Source organism: Micromonospora sp. NPDC000668, assembly GCF_042897975.1.
Taxonomy (GTDB): domain Bacteria; phylum Actinomycetota; class Actinomycetes; order Mycobacteriales; family Micromonosporaceae; genus Micromonospora.
This window is the reverse complement of the sequence record NZ_JBIAYP010000008.1, coordinates 267,372-285,870: the sequence shown is the minus strand read 5'-3', so window position 1 is coordinate 285,870 and position 18,499 is coordinate 267,372. Positions and strand designations below refer to the sequence as shown.

Sequence of the window (18,499 nt, the reverse complement as noted above, 5' to 3'; positions counted from 1 at the left end):
TCACTCCTCTGGTTTGTTGGCGGGGAGCCGGGGACAGGACACCCCGAGTTGCCGGGCGAGAAAGACCACGTCGCGGGTCCGCAGGGCGCCCGTGCGACCACTGAGGGTGGTGTCGAAGCCGGTGACCCCGCTCTTCATCGCGACCATGGCGTTGACCAGGCCGAGACCGCGCTGGGTCCGCAGCCGCACCCGAAGTGAGGCGCGGCGGGCGCGCACGGTGGCGTCGGCGAGCACGGCCCGCACCTGCACCGGGCTGGCGTCGGCCTCCTCCACCAGGGTGACGGCGGTGTGCCCGGCGCGCAGCAGGTGGTCCAGCTCGGCGAGGGTGGCCTCCTCGGCGCCGGCCCGGAAGGCGTCGGCGATCATCGGGCCGGGGGTTGCCCGCACCGTGAAGCCGGCCGTCGCCAGGGTGCTCGCGCGTAGGCGGGAGAGTCGACCCCCGATCGCGATGTCGATCCTCTCCGGCAGCGGGTCGGCGAGCTGGCTCCACGCGCTGGAGTGGAACAGCAGCGGCGCACCGACCCGGGGAGTGCTGGCGGCGAGCACCTCGCCGACGAAGATCGTGTGGTCGCCGCCGGGGTAGGCGTGCACGACCCGGCAGTCCAGCCAGGCGGTCGCGTTGGCCAGGACCGGGCAGCCGGTCTCGGCGTGCGCCCAGTCCAGCCCGCCGAAGCGGTCGGTGACCCCGGGGTGCATGCCGGCGAAACGCTGGCCGATGCCGGCCTGGCCCTTGCCGAGGAAGCTGATCGCGAAGACGCCGGCCCGCTCCACCAGGGCGTGGCTGGGAAGGTGGACGCCCACGCAGACGGAGACCAGCGGCGGGTTGAGGCTGACCGAGGAGAACGAGCTCGCGGTCATGCCATGCGGCCGGCCGTCGATGACCGTGGTCACGACACCGACGCCACTGGGCCACTGGGCGAGGGCCGAGCGGAACGTGATGCTGTCAACCGACACTGGCAGGTTCTCCGTTTCGCATTAGGAAACGTCGTTACCACAAACGTAACGAGGGGCGTTGTCCCGTGTCAACCGTCGTTCGGTGGTGGTCAGGACACGCTGTTTCGCTAGGTGGAATCGAGCGAATCGAGCGACCTACACTGCTCTGGAGACCGGACGAACGAACAGCGCTGTGGAGGCCCACCCATGACCAGTCGGACATCCGCGGCGACGGCACCGGCCGTGGCGGAGGACGGCGACGGCCAGTCCCGCTCGATCGCGGCGGTCGAGCGGGCGATGGACGTGCTGCTCTACTTCGGGCGCAGCGGGCGCCCGGACCTGGGCGTCACCGAGATCGCGACCGCGCTGGGCCTGACCAAGGCTGCCGTGCACCGCATCCTCACGGCGCTGCGCAGCCGGGAGCTGATCATTGTCGACCCGAGCACCCGTCGCTACGCACTGGGCCACGCGGCCGTCACGCTCGGCCGTGCCTACCTGGCCCGCACCGACCTGCGCGCGATGGCCGGCCCGGAGCTGCGCGCGCTGGCAGCCGAGACGGGCGAGACCGCCACGCTGTCGCTGCGCCGGGGCGACACCCGGCTGTACGTCGACCAGGTGGTGCCCGAGCACGAGCTGCGGCTGGACGTCAACATCGGCATCCCGTATCCGCTGCATGCCGGCAGCTCGTCCAAGGCGTTCCTGGCCTTCGTCGCCGAGGACGAGCTCGATGCCTACCTGGAGCGGCACCGGCTCGACGAGCTCACCGACCGCACCATCACCGACCCGGTGAAGCTGCGCAAGGAGATGGCCGCCATCCGTAAGCGCGGCTATGCCACCTCGCGCGGTGAACGCCAGCCCGGCGCGACGTCGATCGCGGCGCCGGTCTTCGACCACGACGGGCACGTGGTGGCGGTCGTCAGCGTGGCCGGGCCGGTGGGGCGGTTCAAGCCGGACTCGCCCGACCTGGCGAAGTCGCTGCTGAAGGCGACCAGCCGGATCTCCGCTCAGCTTGGCTACCACGGCGCCTGACCGACCTGCCCGGGTCACAGCGCCGCGAGCGGCTTCAGCACGCCAAGCGCCGCGGCCGCCAGCACGCTGCCCCAGATGCCCCACACGTAGGGTAGGCAGCCGTCGATCGCCCGCCGCATCGTGCGCTCCACCTCCGGTGTGGAGCCGGTCGTCATCAGCGTGCCGAAGGCCGGCCCGAACGGGCGCAGGGTGAGCCGGATGCCCAGTCCGCAGGCGATCGCGACGCTGTAGAGCAGGATCTTGCCGCCCAGCCACTTCGGGTTGGTGTCCACGCCGAACGGTGCGGCGGCGTAGAGCGTGTAGAGCGCGGTCCCGGCCAGCCCGGCGATCAGCACGATACGGACCGTCCAGTCCGCCCGGCGCACCCACCGGCGGTGGCCCGGGCGGTGGTGGTCGGAGATCGTGGCGGCCAGCCACCCCGCCGCGAACACCCAGAGCAGCGCGACGATCGGCCAGCCGAACGGGTTGATCCCGAAGGCCCGCGCGCCGTGCGGGTCCAGCGCCATCAGCGTGACGCCGCTGGGCAGGAAGAGCACCAGGCAGATCTTGGGCCCCAGGTCGAGCCCGCTCATGATCTTCAGAGCGGTGGCCCGGGCGGCCGGCGTGAGATCGGGCTTGAGGACGAACCTGCTCGACCAGAAGACCCCGAGATCTCCGCCCAGCCAGAAGACGAAGAGCACGATGTGCAGCAGAATCCACCAGCCGTACGGGTGCGGTCCCATGAGGCCTCCTTGACATCTCGACCACCAATGGAAACACTGTATCCGTAGCCGAAACAATGCCCGCGCCTCGCCGGGGCGGTGTCGAGCGGAAGGGCCCGAAGCCGTTGAGGTCGTACCTGTACGTACCCGGGGACGCGCCCGACAAGCTGGCCAAGGCGGCGGGGCGCGGCGCGGACGCAGTGATCGTCGACCTGGAGGACGCGGTGCCACCGGCCGGCAAGGACGCCGCCCGCTCGGCGGTCGCCGCCTTCCTGCGCTCCGCGCCGCCCGGCGTCGCCTGGTGGGTGCGGATCAACCCGGGCCGGTTGGGCCACGTCGACGCGGCGGCCGTCGTGGGGCCGGGCCTCGCCGGGCTCTGCGTGGCGAAGGCCGAGTCCGCCGCCGAACTGACCGCCCTCGACGAGGTGCTCGGCGCGGCCGAGTCGGCGGCCGGGTTGCCGGCGGGCACGACCGCCGTGGTGCCGCTGCTGGAGTCGGCTGCGGCCGTGGTCGCGGCCCTCGACATCGCCCGCGCACCCCGGGTACGGCGGATGCAGCTCGGCGAGGCGGACCTGCGCGCCGACCTCGGCGTCACACTCGGGCCGGACGAACGGGAACTGCTGTTCGTCCGCTCGCAGGTGGTGCTGGCCAGCGCGGCGGTCGGAATCGAGCCCCCGGTGGCGCCGGTCAGCACCGACTTCCGGGACCTGGTCGCGCTGCGCGCGTCGACGATGGCGCTGCGGCGGCTCGGCTTCGTCGGCCGGGCCTGCATCCACCCGGCGCAGGTCGCGGTGGTGAACGAGGCGTTCACCCCCGCACCGGACGAGGTGGCGACGGCGGCGGACCTGGTGGCCCGCTTCGACGCGGCGGTCCGCGACGGCGTCGGGGTCTGCCTCGATGCGCGGGGCCGGCTGGTGGACGAGGCGGTGGTCCGCTCCGCCCGGCGCCTGCTCGCCCTGGCGGAGTAGGCGCCCGCGCAGGGCCCGGGCATTCGCGGCCCGGGCGTGGGTGCGGCGGTGGGCATGGCCGGTCGGGACCGGCCTCAGGCAGCCGAGGCGGTCAGCGCGAGTAGCGCCGATGGCGTCACCCCGGCGCCGGTGGCGCCGAGCACGGCGTCGCGCAGCGCGGCGATCCGCGCCGGTGGAAGCGCCCGCTCGGCGTTGAGCTGGAACTTCGTCGCCAGATCGGCCGCGCTCAACGGATGCTGCGGCCCGCCGCGCGACGAGTCGACCCGGTGCTCCAGGAGGGCGCCGCCGCGGGTCCGCACCCGCAGCACCGCCGCGAACGCACGCGGGAACAGTTCCGACGCCCGGGGGTCGGCCACGCACCGGACCCGGGCCGCCAGCGCCAGTCGGTCGGCCGGCAACTCGCCGGCGAAGTCGTCGAGCGACAGCCCCAGGCCGCCACCGCCGAGCAGCGCCGCCGCGATCGTGTACGGGCCGGAGAACTTCGCGTGGTACGCGCTGCGCGGGCGGATCTTCTCGGCGGTGGGTTCGGCGATGGTACGCAGGACCGGGGCGGCCACCCCCAGCTCGATCTCGGAGACGTCGGCCGGGTCGAGCCCACCGGCCCGCAGCGCCAGTGCACAGTCGACGCCGGGGTGGGTGAAGTGGTTCGACGGGTACGGCTTGTAGACCGTGCGCAGCACCTCCCAGTCGGTGCCCAGCCCGCGCAGCAGCGCGTCGGCGGTGAAGTCGCCGGTGTGCGCGGTGAAGAAGCCGAACCGTCCCTCCAGCACGGTCGGTGGCCCGGTCAGCCCGTCGGCCGCCAGCACCGCCGCGCTCACCCCGGCGTGGGCGGCCCAGCCGCAGTGGGCCTGCTTGATCGAGCCGCCGGTGCGGTTGGCCTCCAGGATGCCGGCGCCCATGCTGGCGGCGATCCCGATGGCATGGCCGATGCCCGCGGCGTCCAGGCCGTAGAGCAGGCCGGCCGCGACGGCCGCGCCGATCGTGCCGCAGATCGAGGTGGCATGCTGGCCCCGCTCGAAGTAGACGTTGACCCCGGTTTCGGGCAGGTAGCCGGCCATGCCGAGCCGGTTGGTGATCTCGATCCCGGCGGCCACCGCTGGGACCAGGGCCGCGTCGCCGGCAGCCGCACCGATCCCGACCGCCTCCGCGGCGGCGAGCGCAGCCGGCACGACGCTGGCACTCGGGTGCAGCACCGAGGGCAGGTGCGTGTCGTCGAAGTCCAGCGAGTGGGCCAGCACCCCGTTGACCAGCGCGGCGGCCGGAGCGGGCAGCCGGTCACCGGAGCCGATGACGGTGGCCTCGCCGACGCCGCCCCAGCGCCGCACGGAGCGCAGCGCCGCCGCCGCGGCGTCGGCCCCCGGGTCGGCGTGCGCGGCCAGGGCCAGCCCCAGGATGTCCAGCACCCGGCCGGGGATGTCGGCGCGGACGGCGTCGGGCACCCCGTGGTCGCGGCAGTCGACCGCGAAGCGCGCCAGCCGGGCGCTGAGCGTGGGCTCGTCCCCCGGCGCGGTCGCGGTCCCGGCCGTGCTTCCGCCCGCCGTCACGGCAGGACCGCCAGCGGGCGGACCGGGGCGCCGGTGGCCCCGACGATGGGCAGCGGGTTGAGCACGAACAGGAACTCCCGGGCCCCGGTGTCCAGCAGCGGGGCGAGGTTCATCGTCTCCACGATGTTGATCCCGTGCTCCACCAGCAGGATCCGGTGCACCGGCAGGCTGGCGTGCCCGCGTCCGGGTGCCAGGTGCTCGAAGGCGATCGTCTCGCCGCCGACGACCCTGGGCGAGCGCGCGGCGAGCCAGCGCGCGGCGGCCGCCCCAGGGCCGGGAACGCCGTCGGCGAGCCCGACGAACGCCGCACCGTCGCCCCACCGGCGCGACCAGCCGGTGCCGATCAGGACCGCGTCGCCCGGTGCGATCCGGGTGTGCCCGGCGGCCCGCTCCAGGTCGTCCGGAGTGATCTCGTAACCCGCCGGCAGCACGGCGGTGGAGTGCACGGCGGCGACGTCGAGCAGCACGGCCCGTCCGACGTACGGGTCGAACGTCTCGATGCCCAGCTCCGCGAAGCCTTCGTGGGACTGCGCTGCCGCAGCCGGTCGGCCGGCGTGCACGAGTCCGTCCTGCGAGACGTGGGCCAGCGCGTCGACGTGGGTACCGACGTGCCCGCCGGTGATGATGACCTCGTTGGCGGCGCTGCCGCCGTCGGCGCGCACCACGTCGCCGTGGCGGCGCTCGATCACCATCCGGAACGGCGGGTGGTTCGGTGACTGGGGCATTCCCCGGCGCAGCGGCTGGGCCAGGTCGATGACCCGGGCCCCGACCAGCGCCGGCCACAGCGCGGTCGCGCCGGGGTCGAGGTCGGGTTGCGGTCCACCGGTGCGAGGGCCCACTCAGATCACGCCTCTCGACTGCAGGTCGGCTCGCTCGTCGGCGCTGAGGCCGAGCCGGTCGCCGTACACGGACTGATTGTCGGCGCCGGGCGGACGCCCGGTCCACGCGATGACGCCGGGCGTCGCGGACATCCGGTACAGCACGTTGGGCATCCGCAGCGGGCCGAGCACCGGATCCTGCACCGTGGTCACGGTGTCCAGGGCCCGGTACTGCGGGTCGGCGAAGACGTCGGCGATGTCGTAGATCGGGGCGACCGCCGCCTGGGCCGCCTCGAACTCGGCGACCACCTCGGCGAGGTCCCGCTCGGCGATCCAGCCCCCGACGTAGCCGTCGAGCTCGTCGGCGTGCTGTGCTCGGGTGACGCCGCTGGCGAACCACGGTTCGTCGATCACCTCGGGGTGCCCGACGAGCCGCAGCACCCGTTCGGCGATGGCCTGGGCGCTGGTGGAGATCGCCACCCACCGGCCGTCGCGGGTGCGGTAGGTGTTGCGCGGGGCGTTGTTGACCGACTGGTTGCCGCTGCGCTGCTGCACGGTGCCGAGTTGGTCGTACGCCATCGCCTGCATGCCGAGCACGGTGACCAGCGGCTCGATGATCGCCAGGTCGATGACCTGTCCGTGGCCGGTGCCGGCGGGTCGGCCGGCGTCGCGGTGGTAGAGCGCGGTCATGACGGCCTGGGCGCAGGTGAGCGCGGCGATGCCGTCGGCGAGCCCGAACGGTGGCAGCGTGGGTGGTCCGTCCGGCTGGCCGGTGATGGCCGCGAAGCCGCTCATCGCCTCGGCGAGGGTGCCGAAGCCGGGCCGGTCACGATACGGCCCGTGCTGGCCGAACGCGGTGACCCGGGCGATGACCAGCCCGGGATTGTGTTCCTGCAGCGATTGTGGGGCCAGGCCCCAGCGCTCCAGCGTGCCGGGCCGGAAGTTCTCGATCAGCACGTCGGCCTCGGCGAGTAGGCGGCGAGCCAGCGCGGCGCCCTCGGGTCGACCGAGGTCGAGGGTGACCGCCTGCTTGTTGCGGCCGAGCATGGTCCACCACAGCGGTACGCCGTCCTTGGCCGGGCCGTGTCCCCGCGCGGGGTCACCCTTGACCGGATGCTCGATCTTGATGACCTCGGCGCCGTAGTCGCCCAGGATGGTGGCGGCCAGGGGGCCGGCGAAGAGCGTCGAGGCATCCACCACCGTGATGCCGTTCAGTGCACCGGGCACGGGACCTCCGCTGGGACCGATCGAGGTTTGGGACGCCAATCTAACCGCCCTTTCTCAACAATGGAAACCCCGTTACATTGTCCGAAACGCAGAAGGTGAAGGGGGTACGCGGTGGCGCGTTACGACCTGCTGGTCAAGGGCGGCACGCTGGTGCTGCCGTACGTGGGAACGGTCCGGGCTGATCTCGCCACCCGTGACGGCCGGATCGCCGCCATCGGGGACGACCTCGACCCGGCCGACGCCGCCGAGGTGCTCGACGCCGACGCCAGGCTGGTCTTCCCCGGCGCGGTGGACGCGCACTACCACCTGGGCATCTACCGCTCGCTCGCCGAGGACGCCGCCGAGGAGACCCGCTCCTCCCTGGTTGGCGGCGCGACCACGGTGCTGTCGTACTTCCGGACCGGGCAGCACTACCTCAACCGCACCGGCCCGTACGCCGAGATCTTTCCGGAGGTGCTCGCGGCCGTGGGTGGGCGCGCCTACACCGACTACGGGTTCCACCTTGCGCCGATGGACACCGCGCAGGTCGGCGAGGTGCCCGCGCTGGTCGGCGAGCACGGCGTGTCGTCGTTCAAGTACTACATGTTCTACAAGGGATTCAACCTCAGCGCGGACTCCCGCGACGCAAAAGCCTTCACCATGAGCGACGAATACGATCTTGGGCACCTCTACCAGATCATGGAGGCGGTCGCGGCGGCCAACGGCCCGGACCGGCGCGTCTCGCTGTCGCTGCACTGCGAGCAGTCCGAGCTGATGCGGCTGTTCATCGACCGGGTCCGGGCGGCCGGCGATCCGCAGACCCTCAAGGCATACTCCGACGCCCGCCCGCCGCTGACCGAGCGGGTCGCGATCGGCGAGGCCACCACCCTGGCCGGCGCCACCGGCTGCCCGGTCAACCTGCTGCACCTGTCCTCGGCCGACGCGCTGGACGCGGCCCGGGCTGCCCGGGCCGGGCTGCCCGGCGCCGACATCCGGGCCGAGGTCACCCTGCACCACCTCTGCCTGTCCTACGACGCGCTGACCGGGCTGGGCGGCAAGGTGAATCCCCCGATCCGTACGGTGGCCGATACCGAGGCGCTGTGGGCCGGCGTGCTCGACGGCTCGGTCGACTGGGTGGCCTCCGACCACGCGTGCTGCCTCGAGGAGCACAAGGGCGACGCGCTCTGGCCGGCCCTGCCCGGCTTCGGCGGCACCGCGCTGCTCTACCCGCTGCTGATCAGCGAGGGGATGCACAAGCGCGGGCTGTCGCCGGCCCGGGTCGCGGAGTTGGCCTCGGCGAACCCCGCGCGGGCCTACGGGCTGTGGGGGCGCAAGGGCAACCTCGTGGTGGGCGCGGACGCCGACCTCGCGATCGTCGACCCCGACCTGGAGCGGGAGGTGACGACGGACCTGCTGCTGTCCGGGCAGGACCACTGTCCGTTCGAGGGGCGCAAGGTCCGCGGCTGGCCGGTCGCGACGGTGGTCCGTGGGCACGTCGCGTTTCGCGACGGCGCGGTTACCGGCCCACCGCGGGGGGAGTACGTCGCCCGGTAGGTGTGACCGGGATGTGACGTGGCCGCGGCCACCGGCTGCGTCACATCCCGTCGCCATCACATCCCGTCGCCGGACCACGGGCCGCGCGAACGGGACCGCACCGGCAGGGTCGAGATGACCGGCGCCTCGTCGTGTTCGTGGTAGTTGGTCGCCGTGCCGCCCCACTTGATCCACTCATCGGTGGTGTACCAGTTGATCAGCTCGCCGTCCGATCGGATGATCCAGTCGATGTCGGTCTCGGCGACGAAGTGGCCGTGCTTCACCCCGGCCGGCCGGAAGCAGTAGGTGCCCTCGTCGATGTCGCCGAAGTTGTACGCCATCTTCCCGCCGAGCGTGTAGAACTCCTCGTAGCAGGGGTGGTGGGCCAGCCGGTGGTCACTCCAGCCCTTGTGGGCGCGGATCAGCCGGGTGTAGAAGTTGGTCACCGGGTCGCGGTGCAGCAGCTTGATGTAGAGCGGGGTGATCGGCCCGACCGTCGGGGCCGCGGTCCACTCCATGGCGTCGGAGTCCACCACCGTCACCTCGCCGACGGCGGTGTCCCACCGCGCTGAGGCCGGGCTCCACTGTGCCTTCTCGACGTCGAAACCGCAGTCGCCGTACTCACGCCAGTGCAGCACCGACGAGCCCTCGCGGATCTTGATCCAGTCCATCGGCACGCCCCGCGGCACCTGCAGGTAGCCGCCGGGGCCGATCTCCTGACCGCCGTAGGTCAGCGATCCGGACCGGACGAAGAACTCGGTGTCGGCGTGCGGAACGCCCGGCCCGCGCCCCCAGTCGCTGTCGAACCGCAGCGACAGCGAGGACGATCCATCCTCCTCGTCGGTCGAGAGCCGGCGTTCGCGGACCCCGCCCTCGCCGTGCGGCAGCTCCCCGACGTGCCAGATGTAGTCATTCTCGTGAATCAGTTCGACGTGCGCTCGCACCGCTGCTCCTCAGTTCGCGTTTCAGGGTCTTCCCGGCGGCGTTGCGGGCGGCGCCCCTTGCCCGGAGGTGCCAGGGCGCCCGGTGGCCGGCGATGGTGAGATCGGTGCCGTCCGGGACCAGCATGGCTGCAATGGAAACACTGTTTCCACGAGCGCGGCAAGCCTGTCGCCCGCATTGTTCCCCCTAGCGAAACGATGTATCCAGCGCATACGATGCGGCGATGAATCGTGCCGAGCAGCGCGCGGCCCTGCGCGCGGACGGGGTGATCTGAGATGTCCGTCGGTACCGCACGCGGCGGCACGCTCGATGCCGACTACGCCGGCGCCGGGTTCGCCCGCCGGCTCGGCTGGGGCACCCGGCCCGCGCTCGTGCTGGTCGACCCGGTCGCCGCGTACGCCGTACCCTCGTCGCCACTGTTCCTGGCCACCGCGGAGGCCGCGCTGGCCGCCATGGCCGCCATGGTGGCGGCGGCCCGCGCGGCCCAGGTTCCGGTGGCCTTCACCGCGGTGCGGTACGCCGACGAGTCCTGCGCCGAGGCGCCCCTGTTCGCCGCGAAGGTGCCGGCGCTGACCGCGTTCGCCGCCGGCAACCCGCTCGGCGACTTCCCGGCCCAGGTGACGCCTGCCCGGGGCGAGTACATCGTGTACAAGCACTACGCCAGCGCCTTCGCCGGCACCGCGCTGGCCGCCTGGCTCACCGCGGCCGGCGTCGACACGGTGGTGCTCGGCGGCTTCTCCACCAGCGGGTGCGTCCGCGCGTCGGCGGTCGACGCCCTGCAGCACGGGTTCCGCCCGATGGTGGTGCGCGAGGCGTGCGCCGACCGCGATCCCGGCCCGCACGAGGCCAACCTCTTCGACCTCGACGCCAAGTATGCCGACGTGGTGCCGCTGGCCGACGCGGTCGCCCGGTTGGCCGGCGACTGACCGGACCCGTTCTCCCGACTCGAGTGGGCAGGAGCAGCCATGCACAAGGCAGTCATCACCGGCAGCACCAAGGGGATCGGCTTCGCGCTCGCCCGCGAGCTGCTCTCGCGAGGCCACTCCGTCGTCGTCTCGGGGCGCACGCAAACGGCCGTGGACGATGCCGTCGCGCGGCTGCGCCCGCAGGCCGCCGCAGCGGCCGCCGTGCACGGCTTCGCCGTGGACGTCACCGACGCCGCGCAGGTCGAGCGGCTGTGGACCGCCGCGGTCGACGCGCTGGGCGGCGTCGACCTGTGGATCAACAACGCCGGTGTCGCCAACACCACCCGGCGGATCGCCGAGACCGCGCCGGAGGACGTCCGGACGATGGTCACCACGAACATGCTCGGCACCGTGTACGGGTCCCAGGTCGCCGTCCGCGGCATGCTCGCCGCCGGCGGCGGCCAGGTCTTCAACGTGCTCGGCGGCGGCAGCGACGGCCGGATCCGCCCCGGCATGGGGGTCTACTCGGCCACCAAGCGCGGTCTGGACCTCTTCACCCGGGCACTGGTCAAGGAGGTCACCGGTACCGACGTGCGGGTCGGCCAGATCCGCCCCGGCATCCTCATCACCGAGGGGTGGCTGCGCGAGGCCGCCGCCGCGCCGGAGCAGGTGGCGCGGCAGCGCAGGCAGCTCAACATCCTGTGCGACCACGTCGACGACGTCGCGCCGTACCTGGTCGAACGGATGCTGGCGAGCACCAGGAACGGCGACGCGATCGCGTGGCTCACCACCGGCCGGATGACCCGCAAGGCCCTCACCCCCGGCAAGCGCGACGTGCTCGCCCGCTACGGACTCTGACCGGTTCGATTCAGGAAGGACGGCACCGGGTGAAGGGTGTGCAGCTCAACATGGCCGCCGGGATCCGCGAGTTCGGCCGGGCCACGCCCGGCCGGGTCGCGGTCGTCGATGGCGAGCACGCCGTGACGTTCGGCGCGCTCGACGAGCGCTCCAACCGGCTCGCGTCCGCGACGCTCGCGCACGGCATCGCCCCCGGTGAGCGGATCGCGGTGCTGAGCAACAACCGCTACGAGTACTTCGAGATATCGGCGGCGATGGCCAAGGCCGGCATCCCGACCGTGCCGCTGAACACGAGGAACAACAGCTCGGACAACGCCTACATCCTGGCCCACTCGCGGGCGAAGGGGATCATCGTGGCCGACGAGCTGGCCGGCAACGTCGACGGGCTGCTCGACGACCTGCCGCTCGTGCTCAGCTTCGCCGGCCAGGTCGGCGAGCGGTACGAGACGTTCCTGGGTCAGGGCCGTGCGGTCGATCCGCAGGTGCCTGTCGACGAGCTCGACCCGTTCTGCGTCACCTACACGTCTGGCACGACCGGGCGGCCCAAGGGCGTCCTACTGACCCACCGGGGACGGGTCCTCACCGCGTTCGGGGTCGGGCTGGACTACGGGCTCGGCCCCAACCGCAGCACGATCGCCGTCGCGCCGATGTACCACGGCGCGGGGTTCGCGTTCGCCTACACCGCTCCGATGCTCGGCGGCTCGTGCACCGTGCTGCCGACCTGGGATCCGGAGCGGCTGCTGGACCTGATGGTGGCCAGCCGCGCCTCCACGGTGTTCCTGGTGCCCACGCACGCCCAGCACCTCCGCCGGTTCTGCGAGGAGCCGGCCGCCCGGTACGACCTGTCGGCGCTGCGGACGCTGTACTTCAACGCCGCCGCGTTGCCGGTTGCACTGAAGGAGTGGGTGATCGCCGCGTTCCCCAGCGTCGACGTGCACGAGCTGTACGGCTCGAGCGAATGCTCCATCGTCACCAACCTGCGCCCGGAGTTCGCCCTGGAACGGGCCGGCAGTGTCGGGCATCCCTGGTTCTGGAACGAGGTCCGGCTCACCGACGACGACGGCAACGAGGTCGGGCCGGGTGAGCCCGGCGAGCTGTTCGCCCGCTCACCGCTGCTGCTGGCCGGGTACCTCGACGACGAGGAGGCCACCCGGGCCGGGTACGACGCGGACGGGTTCTTCTCCGTCGGGGACGTGGCCGTGCGCGATGAACAGGGATTCATCACCATCGTCGACCGGAAGAAAGACATGATCATCGCGGGTGGGGTCAACATCTTCCCGCGCGAGATCGAGGAGGTCATCGCCCGCCACGAGTCGGTCGACGAGGTCGCCGTGGTCGGCGTGCCCGACGAGGTGTACGGCGAGCGCATCGCCGCGTTCGTGGTCGGCCGCCCGGGGACGCGGATCGACGTCGGGGCACTGGAGGGTCACGTCCGGCAGCACGTGGCGCGTTACAAGGTGCCCCGCGAGTGGCATGTCGTCGACGTGTTGCCGCGCAACTCGAGCGGCAAGATCCTCAAGCGGGTGATCCGTGACAACTACGTCGCGCGGTATCAAAAGGAGGTCGGCTGATGGGGCTCAAGCAGGGCTGGACCGGGCGGTTCTTCGAGGACTTCGAGATCGGAGATGTCTACCAGCATCCCCTGGGACGCACCGTCACGGAGACCGACAACACCTGGTTCACGCTGCTGACCATGAACACCAACGAGATGCACCTCAACGCCGAGTACGCCGCACGGTCGGAGTTCGGCAAGCCACTCGTGGTGTCGACGCTCACGGTGGCAATCGCGGTCGGGCAGAGCGTCACCGACCTGACCCAGAACGCGTTCGCGAACCTCGGCTGGGACGAGATCCGGATGACCCACCCGGTGTTCGCCGGGGACACGCTCTACAGCGAGTCGCTCGTGCTGGAGAAGCGCGAGTCCGCGTCCCGCCCGCATGCCGGCATCGTCACGGTGCGCACCCGCACGCTGAACCAGCACGGCGACGAGGTCTGCTCCTTCAAGCGCACGTTCTATGTGTACCGCCGGGGCGCCGAACAGCTCGAGAACCTCTTCCCCGTCGGGAAGTCCCCGCTCTCCCTGGACAGCGACCGCGACCGCGACAGCAAGGGAACGGCATGAGGCTCACGTACCAGCCGTGGGGTGCGACGCTCGCGGAGCTGGCCGACGCCGGGCGCCGGGCGGAACGCGCGGGCGCCGAGGTGCTGTGGGTCTCCGAGCTGCACCGCAGCGCGACAGGCACCGCCGCGGCCCTGGCCGGGGCGACGTCAACCGCACGGATCGGCACCTCGATCGTCCTGGCGTTCACCCGCAGCCCGATGATCACCGCGCTGGAGGCGCTCGACCTGGACGAGCTGTCCGGCGGCCGGTTCGTGCTCGGCCTCGGCTCCGGGGTGCGCCGGCTCAACGAGGACTGGCACAACGTCCCGTTCGGCAAGCCGGTCGGTCACCTGCGCGAGACGGTCCGCAACATCCGGCTGTTCTGGGACGACTGCACCACCGGTGCCGAGATCCGTGCCGACGGCGAGTTCGAGCCGATGCACATCCGCGGCTACGAGCGGCCGTTCGCCGTGCCGCAGCGGCCGATCCCGGTGTACCTGGCCGCGATGGGCCCGCTGATGACCCGGCTAGTCGGCGAGATCGGCGACGGCTGGATCAGCCACGAACTGTGCTCGCCGGCGTATCTGCGGGAGCAGATCCTGCCCGACCTCACGCTCGGCATCGACCGCGCGAACGGCAAGGCGCGCCATGACCTCGACGTGGTCGTCTCCGCGTGCTGCTCGGTCGCCGCCGACCCGGCGCTCGCCCGCCGCCGCGCCGCCGGTGTGGTCGGTTTCTACGCCACGGTCCGCACGTACGCCGACTTTTTCGCCTTCCACGGCCTCGCCGAGGACCAGCAGGCCGTCATCGACGCGTTCCGGGCCGGTGCCGGCGCGGACCACCTCGCCGGCAGCGTCAGCGACCGGATGGTCGACGCGCTCACCATGGCCGGCACCCGCGACGACGTTGCCGCCCGGATCGCGGCCTATGACGGCATCGCCGACACCGTGAAGCTGAGCCCGCCGACCCATGGGCTGCCGGCCGCCGAGATCCGCGCGGCCCAGGACGAGATCATCGCGCTGATCGGTGAGCTGACGGGAGCGTCCGCATGAGACCGCTGGAGGACCTGCGCATCATCGCGGTCGAGCAGTACGGCGCCGGGCCGTTCGGCAGCGTGCACCTGGCCGACCTCGGCGCCCAGGTCATCAAGATCGAGGATCCGCGGGCCGGCGGCGACGTCGGCCGGTACGTGCCGCCGTACGCCGAGGACGAGGACTCGCTCTTCTTCGAGACGTTCAACCGCAACAAGCGCAGCATCTCCCTCGACCTGGATACCGCCGCCGGGCGCGACGTCTTCGAGCAACTCGTCGCAATCTCCGACGTCGTCTACTCCAACCTGCGCGGGGACGTGCCGGAGAAGATGCGCATCCGGTACGACGACCTCAAGCACCTCAACCCGCGCATCGTGTGTGTGGCGCTCACTGGGTTCGGGATGACCGGGCCGCGCAAGCGGGAACCCGGCTACGACTACGTGTTACAGGGTCTCGCCGGCTGGATGGAGCTGACCGGCGAGCCGGACGGGCCGCCCACCAAGTCCGGGCTGTCACTTGTGGACTACTCGGGCGGCTTCGTGGCCGCGATCTCGCTCCTGGCCGGAGTGCACGCCGCCCGCCGCGACGGCGTCGGCATGGACTGCGACGTCAGCCTGTACGACACCGCGGTGTCGATGCTGACCTACCCCGCGACGTGGCACCTGAACGCTGGCTTCCGGCCGGTACGCACACACCACTCGGCCCACCCGTCGCTCGTGCCGTTCCAGGCGTTCGAGGCCAAGGACGGCTGGATGGTCGTCGGCTGCGCGAAGGAGAAGTTCTGGACCCGGCTGTGCCAGATCGTCGGCCACCCGGAGTGGGCCGAGGCCGGCTCGCCGTACGCGACCTTCGCCACACGCCGGGAGCACAGCGCCGACCTGGTGCCCCGGTTGGAGGCGATCTTCCGGCAGAAGACCGTCGACGACTGGCTCGCGCAGTTCTATGCCGGGTCGATCCCGTGCGGCCCGATCAACGACGTCGGCGCGGCCCTGGTGGACGAGCACACCGCCGCCCGAAACCTCGTGGTCACCACCGACCACCCCCGGTACGGCGAGGTACGGCAGCTCGCGTCCCCGGTGCGGGTCGGCGACGAGACGCCCACCTACCGCCGGGCGCCGCAGCGCAACGAGGACGTCGCGCTCGTCACCGAGGAGATTCTGGGCCTGGATGCGCAGCAGGTGGCGGCGCTGCGGGCGGCCGGCGCGTTCGGCGACGCCGGGCCGGCACCCGGCGCGGGCACCCCCGACACCCCCGACAGCCTCGACACCACGGCCGCGTCACGATGATCGCCGAGGAGCTTGCCGAGTGGGGCACCGGCCACATCGAGGTGCCGGCGGCGGTGCGGGCCGCGGCGCTGCGGCACCTGCTCGACGGGGTCGGCACGGCACTGGGTGGGTTGCGCGCCGGCTCGGTAGCGGGGGAGTCCGGCGGGCCGGCCCCGATTCCGGCCGTCGCCGTCGCCCGGGCGCTCGGCGGGCCGCCGGAGGCGACGATCATCGGGTCGCGGGGCCGGGTCGGGGCGCCGGCCGCCGCACTGGCCAACGGCACGCTCGTGCACGCTCTGGACTTCGACGACACCCACGCCGGCGGCCTCGTCCACGCGACGGCCGTGGTGCTGCCGGCCGCGTTCGCCGTCGGTGAGCAGGTCGGCACGGCCGGCCAGGCCGTTCTCGAGGCCGCCGTCGTCGGCTACGAGACCGTGTGCCGGGTCGCCGCCGCCGCGCCGCACGGCTTCCACGCCCGCGGGCTGCACGCCACGATGGTGGCCGGCGTGTTCTCCTCGGCGATCGTTGCGGCCCGGCTGATCGGCCTCGGCGCCGCGCGGACCGCCGACGCGCTCGGCATTGCCGGCAGCCAGGCCGGTGGGCTCCTCGCATTTCTCCACGGTGGAGCGTCGACGAAGCAGCTGCACCCGGGGTTCGCCGCGCACGCCGGCATCCTCGCCGCCCGGCTGGCCGCGGCCGGGGCCAGCGGCCCGGCGAACGTCTTCGACGGCCCGCACGGTGTGTACGACGCGCTCGCCGCCGGCGCGGTCGACCTCGCGTCCGTCACCGCCGACCTCGGCACGCGCTGGGAGACCACCCGGATCGGCGTCAAACCGTACCCGGCGTGCCAGCTCTCGCACGCCGCGATCGACGCGGTCCTGCACGCGGTGCGCCGCGGCGGGGTCGGTCCCGGCGACGTCGCCGCGATCGACGTCGACGTGCACCCCGACTCGGTGCCCACGGTCTGCGACACCCGGCGGGACCTGGCGCGACCGGCGTCGCCGTACGCGGCGAAGTTCTCGCTGCCGTGGAGCGTCGCCGCCGCCGTTGTCGACGGTGACCTGACCATTGCGACGTACGACCCGGACTCGCTCGGCCGGCCCGAGGTGGAACGCGTTGCCCGGCTGGTGCGCTGGCACGTCACCCCCACCGGCGGGGCCGCGGCCGACGCGCCCGGCGCCGCACGGATCACGCGTGTCGACGGCTCGGCCGTCACCGGCAGCGTGCTGCGCAGCGCGGGCGGCCCGGACAACCCGCTGACCGACGAGCAACTCGTGGCGAAGTTCCGCGGCAACGCCGGTGGCGACACCACCGACGTCGTCGACCTGCTGCGCCGCCTCGAAGAGCTGGACACCCTCGAACCGCTCATGGCGGCGCTGGCCGCCGCCGGTACAGGTAAGGACGGCCCGTGACACTGCACGCCATCAGACCGCGGTCCTTCCGCTGGTTCCCGTACGACGGCTTCACGTTCTGCCTCGGCCTCGCCGAGAGCGACGCGGCCTGGACCTCCGGCCACACCTCCGCCGCGGTCGACCACGCCGTCGGCAAGATGACGGTCACCGGGGACATGGCGGCGCAGGCGCGCATCGCGTACGAGAAGGTGCTGACGATCCTGGCGGCCGCCGGGTTCGGGCCGCAGGACGTCACCCGGGTCACCGAAAACGTGACTGTCGCCGGGCTCGCCGAGTACGAGGCGGCCGCGGCGGTCCGGCGGGAGGTCTTCGGCGACCACGAGCCCGTGCTGCGGACGGTCGTCGTCGAGCGGCTCGTGCGGCGTACCGCGCTGCTGGAGGTCGAGCTGCACGCGGTCCGCGGCGGCGGCGAAGTGCTGGCCGCCAGCGAGCCCCGGCGGGCCGGCACCTGGCGGGCCTCCACCGTACGGACCGGCCACGACGGCGCGGTGTACCTGCCGACGATGCTCCCGGTCGACGCCACCGGCGCCGTGGTCCACCCAGGCGACTTCGCCGCCCAGTACGCCTACTGCCTGGACCGGGCAGGGGAGCTGCTCAAGGCGGTCGGGCTGTCCCTCGACGCTGCCGTCACGACCTACGACTACTCGACCCCGGTGACCCGCGACGTGTACCGCCGGACGCACCGCGTGCGGCAGGAACGCCTCGGCGGCGCCGGCGTGTACCCGGGCGCGGGCGGCATCCTGATGAGCCGGCTGCACCACCCGGACGCGCTCGTCGCGATCGACGTCACCGCCTCCCGGCACCCCCTGGAACTGGTCAACCCGGGCTGGTCCCGCTACGACACGCTCACCTACGCCCCCGGGGTCAGGGCGGGACGGACGCTGTACATGTCCGGGTTCGCGGCGCTGGACATGCAGACGCAGCAGGCCCTGCACCCCGACGACATCGTGGCGCAGGCCGAGGCGACGTACGGTGCGATCCTGCACCTGCTGCGCTACGCCGGCCTCGGACCGGAGCATCTGCTGGAGACGACCGAGTACTGCGTCGAGTCCGCGCTGCCGGAGTACCGGGGCGTGGCCGGCGTGCGGGAACGGCTGCTCAGCCCGCCCTGGCCGGCGTCGACCGGGGCGATCTGCAAGGCCCTGCTGCGCCCCGAGTTCCTGTTCGAGGTGTTCCCGACCGCGGTGTACCCGGCACGAGCGGTCCGGAGCGAAGTGGAGGAGGCGGCATGAGCGCGGTCCGGAGCGAAGCGG

Annotated in this window: 17 protein-coding genes; 11 read left to right on the top strand and 6 right to left on the bottom strand. The window is 72.6% G+C overall.

Translation table 11 applies throughout. The features are described from left to right. The gene (locus tag ACFY29_RS33135; RefSeq protein WP_386992433.1) at window positions 1-954 is read right to left on the bottom strand and encodes a flavin reductase; all 954 of its coding nucleotides are present in this window, start codon (window positions 952-954) and stop codon (window positions 1-3) included. A 186-nt stretch (window positions 955-1,140) separates the two neighbouring features. On the opposite strand from ACFY29_RS33135, the gene ACFY29_RS33130 reads away from it, so the two are divergent. Then, window positions 1,141-1,962: an IclR family transcriptional regulator gene (locus tag ACFY29_RS33130; protein ID WP_386992431.1), complete on the top strand. Its 822-nt coding sequence runs from the start codon at window positions 1,141-1,143 to the stop codon at window positions 1,960-1,962. Window positions 1,963-1,976: 14 nt separating this feature from the next. Here ACFY29_RS33130 and ACFY29_RS33125 read toward each other — a convergent pair whose 3' ends face one another. Beyond that, a complete protein-coding gene (locus tag ACFY29_RS33125) occupies window positions 1,977-2,684 on the bottom strand; it encodes a hypothetical protein (protein ID WP_386992429.1) in 708 nt (235 codons plus the stop codon). Window positions 2,685-2,788: 104 nt separating this feature from the next. On the opposite strand from ACFY29_RS33125, the gene ACFY29_RS33120 reads away from it, so the two are divergent. Then, complete coding sequence (locus ACFY29_RS33120; protein WP_386992427.1) at window positions 2,789-3,631, top strand: HpcH/HpaI aldolase/citrate lyase family protein; 843 nt, start codon at window positions 2,789-2,791, stop codon at window positions 3,629-3,631. Window positions 3,632-3,705: 74 nt separating this feature from the next. Here ACFY29_RS33120 and ACFY29_RS33115 read toward each other — a convergent pair whose 3' ends face one another. From ACFY29_RS33115 to ACFY29_RS33105, 3 genes are read right to left on the bottom strand one after another with little or no spacing between them, the layout of a single operon-like run. Then, complete coding sequence (locus ACFY29_RS33115; protein WP_386992424.1) at window positions 3,706-5,175, bottom strand: MmgE/PrpD family protein; 1,470 nt, start codon at window positions 5,173-5,175, stop codon at window positions 3,706-3,708. Further along, window positions 5,172-6,014, bottom strand: a complete 843-nt coding sequence (locus tag ACFY29_RS33110) for a cyclase family protein (protein ID WP_386992422.1) — start codon at window positions 6,012-6,014, stop codon at window positions 5,172-5,174. Before ACFY29_RS33110 ends, ACFY29_RS33115 begins: the two co-directional genes overlap by 4 nt. Continuing rightward, window positions 6,015-7,220 carry a CaiB/BaiF CoA transferase family protein gene (locus ACFY29_RS33105; protein WP_386992420.1) on the bottom strand — a complete coding sequence of 402 codons (1,206 nt, stop codon included), beginning with the start codon at window positions 7,218-7,220 and terminating at the stop codon, window positions 6,015-6,017. A gap of 111 nt (window positions 7,221-7,331) precedes the next feature. Here ACFY29_RS33105 and ACFY29_RS33100 point away from each other — a divergent pair, with 111 nt between their 5' ends. Continuing rightward, window positions 7,332-8,753 (top strand): dihydroorotase family protein, encoded by a 1,422-nt coding sequence (locus tag ACFY29_RS33100; RefSeq protein WP_386992418.1) that lies wholly within the window; start codon window positions 7,332-7,334, stop codon window positions 8,751-8,753. 56 nt (window positions 8,754-8,809) lie between these two features. Here the strand turns inward: ACFY29_RS33100 and ACFY29_RS33095 are convergent, their stop codons facing one another. Further along, complete coding sequence (locus tag ACFY29_RS33095; RefSeq protein WP_386992416.1) at window positions 8,810-9,676, bottom strand: DUF4437 domain-containing protein; 867 nt, start codon at window positions 9,674-9,676, stop codon at window positions 8,810-8,812. Window positions 9,677-9,949: 273 nt separating this feature from the next. On the opposite strand from ACFY29_RS33095, the gene ACFY29_RS33090 reads away from it, so the two are divergent. The 8 genes from ACFY29_RS33090 to ACFY29_RS33055 are packed head-to-tail and all read left to right on the top strand — an operon-like array spanning window position 9,950 to window position 18,478. Next, window positions 9,950-10,600: an isochorismatase family protein gene (locus ACFY29_RS33090; protein WP_386992414.1), complete on the top strand. Its 651-nt coding sequence runs from the start codon at window positions 9,950-9,952 to the stop codon at window positions 10,598-10,600. Window positions 10,601-10,639: 39 nt separating this feature from the next. Beyond that, window positions 10,640-11,437 carry an SDR family oxidoreductase gene (locus tag ACFY29_RS33085; protein ID WP_386992412.1) on the top strand — a complete coding sequence of 266 codons (798 nt, stop codon included), beginning with the start codon at window positions 10,640-10,642 and terminating at the stop codon, window positions 11,435-11,437. Window positions 11,438-11,466: 29 nt separating this feature from the next. Continuing rightward, window positions 11,467-13,008, top strand: a complete 1,542-nt coding sequence (locus tag ACFY29_RS33080) for a class I adenylate-forming enzyme family protein (RefSeq protein WP_386992410.1) — start codon at window positions 11,467-11,469, stop codon at window positions 13,006-13,008. After that, complete coding sequence (locus tag ACFY29_RS33075) at window positions 13,008-13,559, top strand: MaoC family dehydratase (RefSeq protein ID WP_386992408.1); 552 nt, start codon at window positions 13,008-13,010, stop codon at window positions 13,557-13,559. The genes ACFY29_RS33080 and ACFY29_RS33075 overlap by 1 nt, the downstream gene beginning before the upstream one ends. After that, complete coding sequence (locus tag ACFY29_RS33070; protein WP_386992407.1) at window positions 13,556-14,590, top strand: LLM class flavin-dependent oxidoreductase; 1,035 nt, start codon at window positions 13,556-13,558, stop codon at window positions 14,588-14,590. The genes ACFY29_RS33075 and ACFY29_RS33070 overlap by 4 nt, the downstream gene beginning before the upstream one ends. Next, window positions 14,587-15,855: a CaiB/BaiF CoA transferase family protein gene (locus ACFY29_RS33065; RefSeq protein ID WP_386992405.1), complete on the top strand. Its 1,269-nt coding sequence runs from the start codon at window positions 14,587-14,589 to the stop codon at window positions 15,853-15,855. Before ACFY29_RS33070 ends, ACFY29_RS33065 begins: the two co-directional genes overlap by 4 nt. Further along, complete coding sequence (locus ACFY29_RS33060) at window positions 15,852-17,246, top strand: MmgE/PrpD family protein (RefSeq protein WP_386992403.1); 1,395 nt, start codon at window positions 15,852-15,854, stop codon at window positions 17,244-17,246. Before ACFY29_RS33065 ends, ACFY29_RS33060 begins: the two co-directional genes overlap by 4 nt. Then, entirely contained in the window at window positions 17,243-18,478 is a 1,236-nt protein-coding gene (locus ACFY29_RS33055) for a Rid family hydrolase (protein ID WP_386992401.1), read from the top strand. The genes ACFY29_RS33060 and ACFY29_RS33055 overlap by 4 nt, the downstream gene beginning before the upstream one ends. Window positions 18,479-18,499 lie beyond the last annotated feature (21 nt).

Bases quoted from the DNA above. Each gene is read 5' to 3' on its own strand.
- ACFY29_RS33060 (WP_386992403.1), top strand. From the start codon at position 15,852: ATGATCGCCGAGGAGCTTGCCGAGTGGGGCACCGGCCACATCGAGGTG.
- ACFY29_RS33130 (WP_386992431.1), top strand. From the start codon at position 1,141: ATGACCAGTCGGACATCCGCGGCGACGGCACCGGCCGTGGCGGAGGAC.
- ACFY29_RS33090 (WP_386992414.1), top strand. From the start codon at position 9,950: ATGTCCGTCGGTACCGCACGCGGCGGCACGCTCGATGCCGACTACGCC.
- ACFY29_RS33065 (WP_386992405.1), top strand. From the start codon at position 14,587: ATGAGACCGCTGGAGGACCTGCGCATCATCGCGGTCGAGCAGTACGGC.
- ACFY29_RS33070 (WP_386992407.1), top strand. From the start codon at position 13,556: ATGAGGCTCACGTACCAGCCGTGGGGTGCGACGCTCGCGGAGCTGGCC.
- ACFY29_RS33125 (WP_386992429.1), bottom strand. From the start codon at position 2,684: ATGGGACCGCACCCGTACGGCTGGTGGATTCTGCTGCACATCGTGCTC.
- ACFY29_RS33085 (WP_386992412.1), top strand. From the start codon at position 10,640: ATGCACAAGGCAGTCATCACCGGCAGCACCAAGGGGATCGGCTTCGCG.
- ACFY29_RS33075 (WP_386992408.1), top strand. From the start codon at position 13,008: ATGGGGCTCAAGCAGGGCTGGACCGGGCGGTTCTTCGAGGACTTCGAG.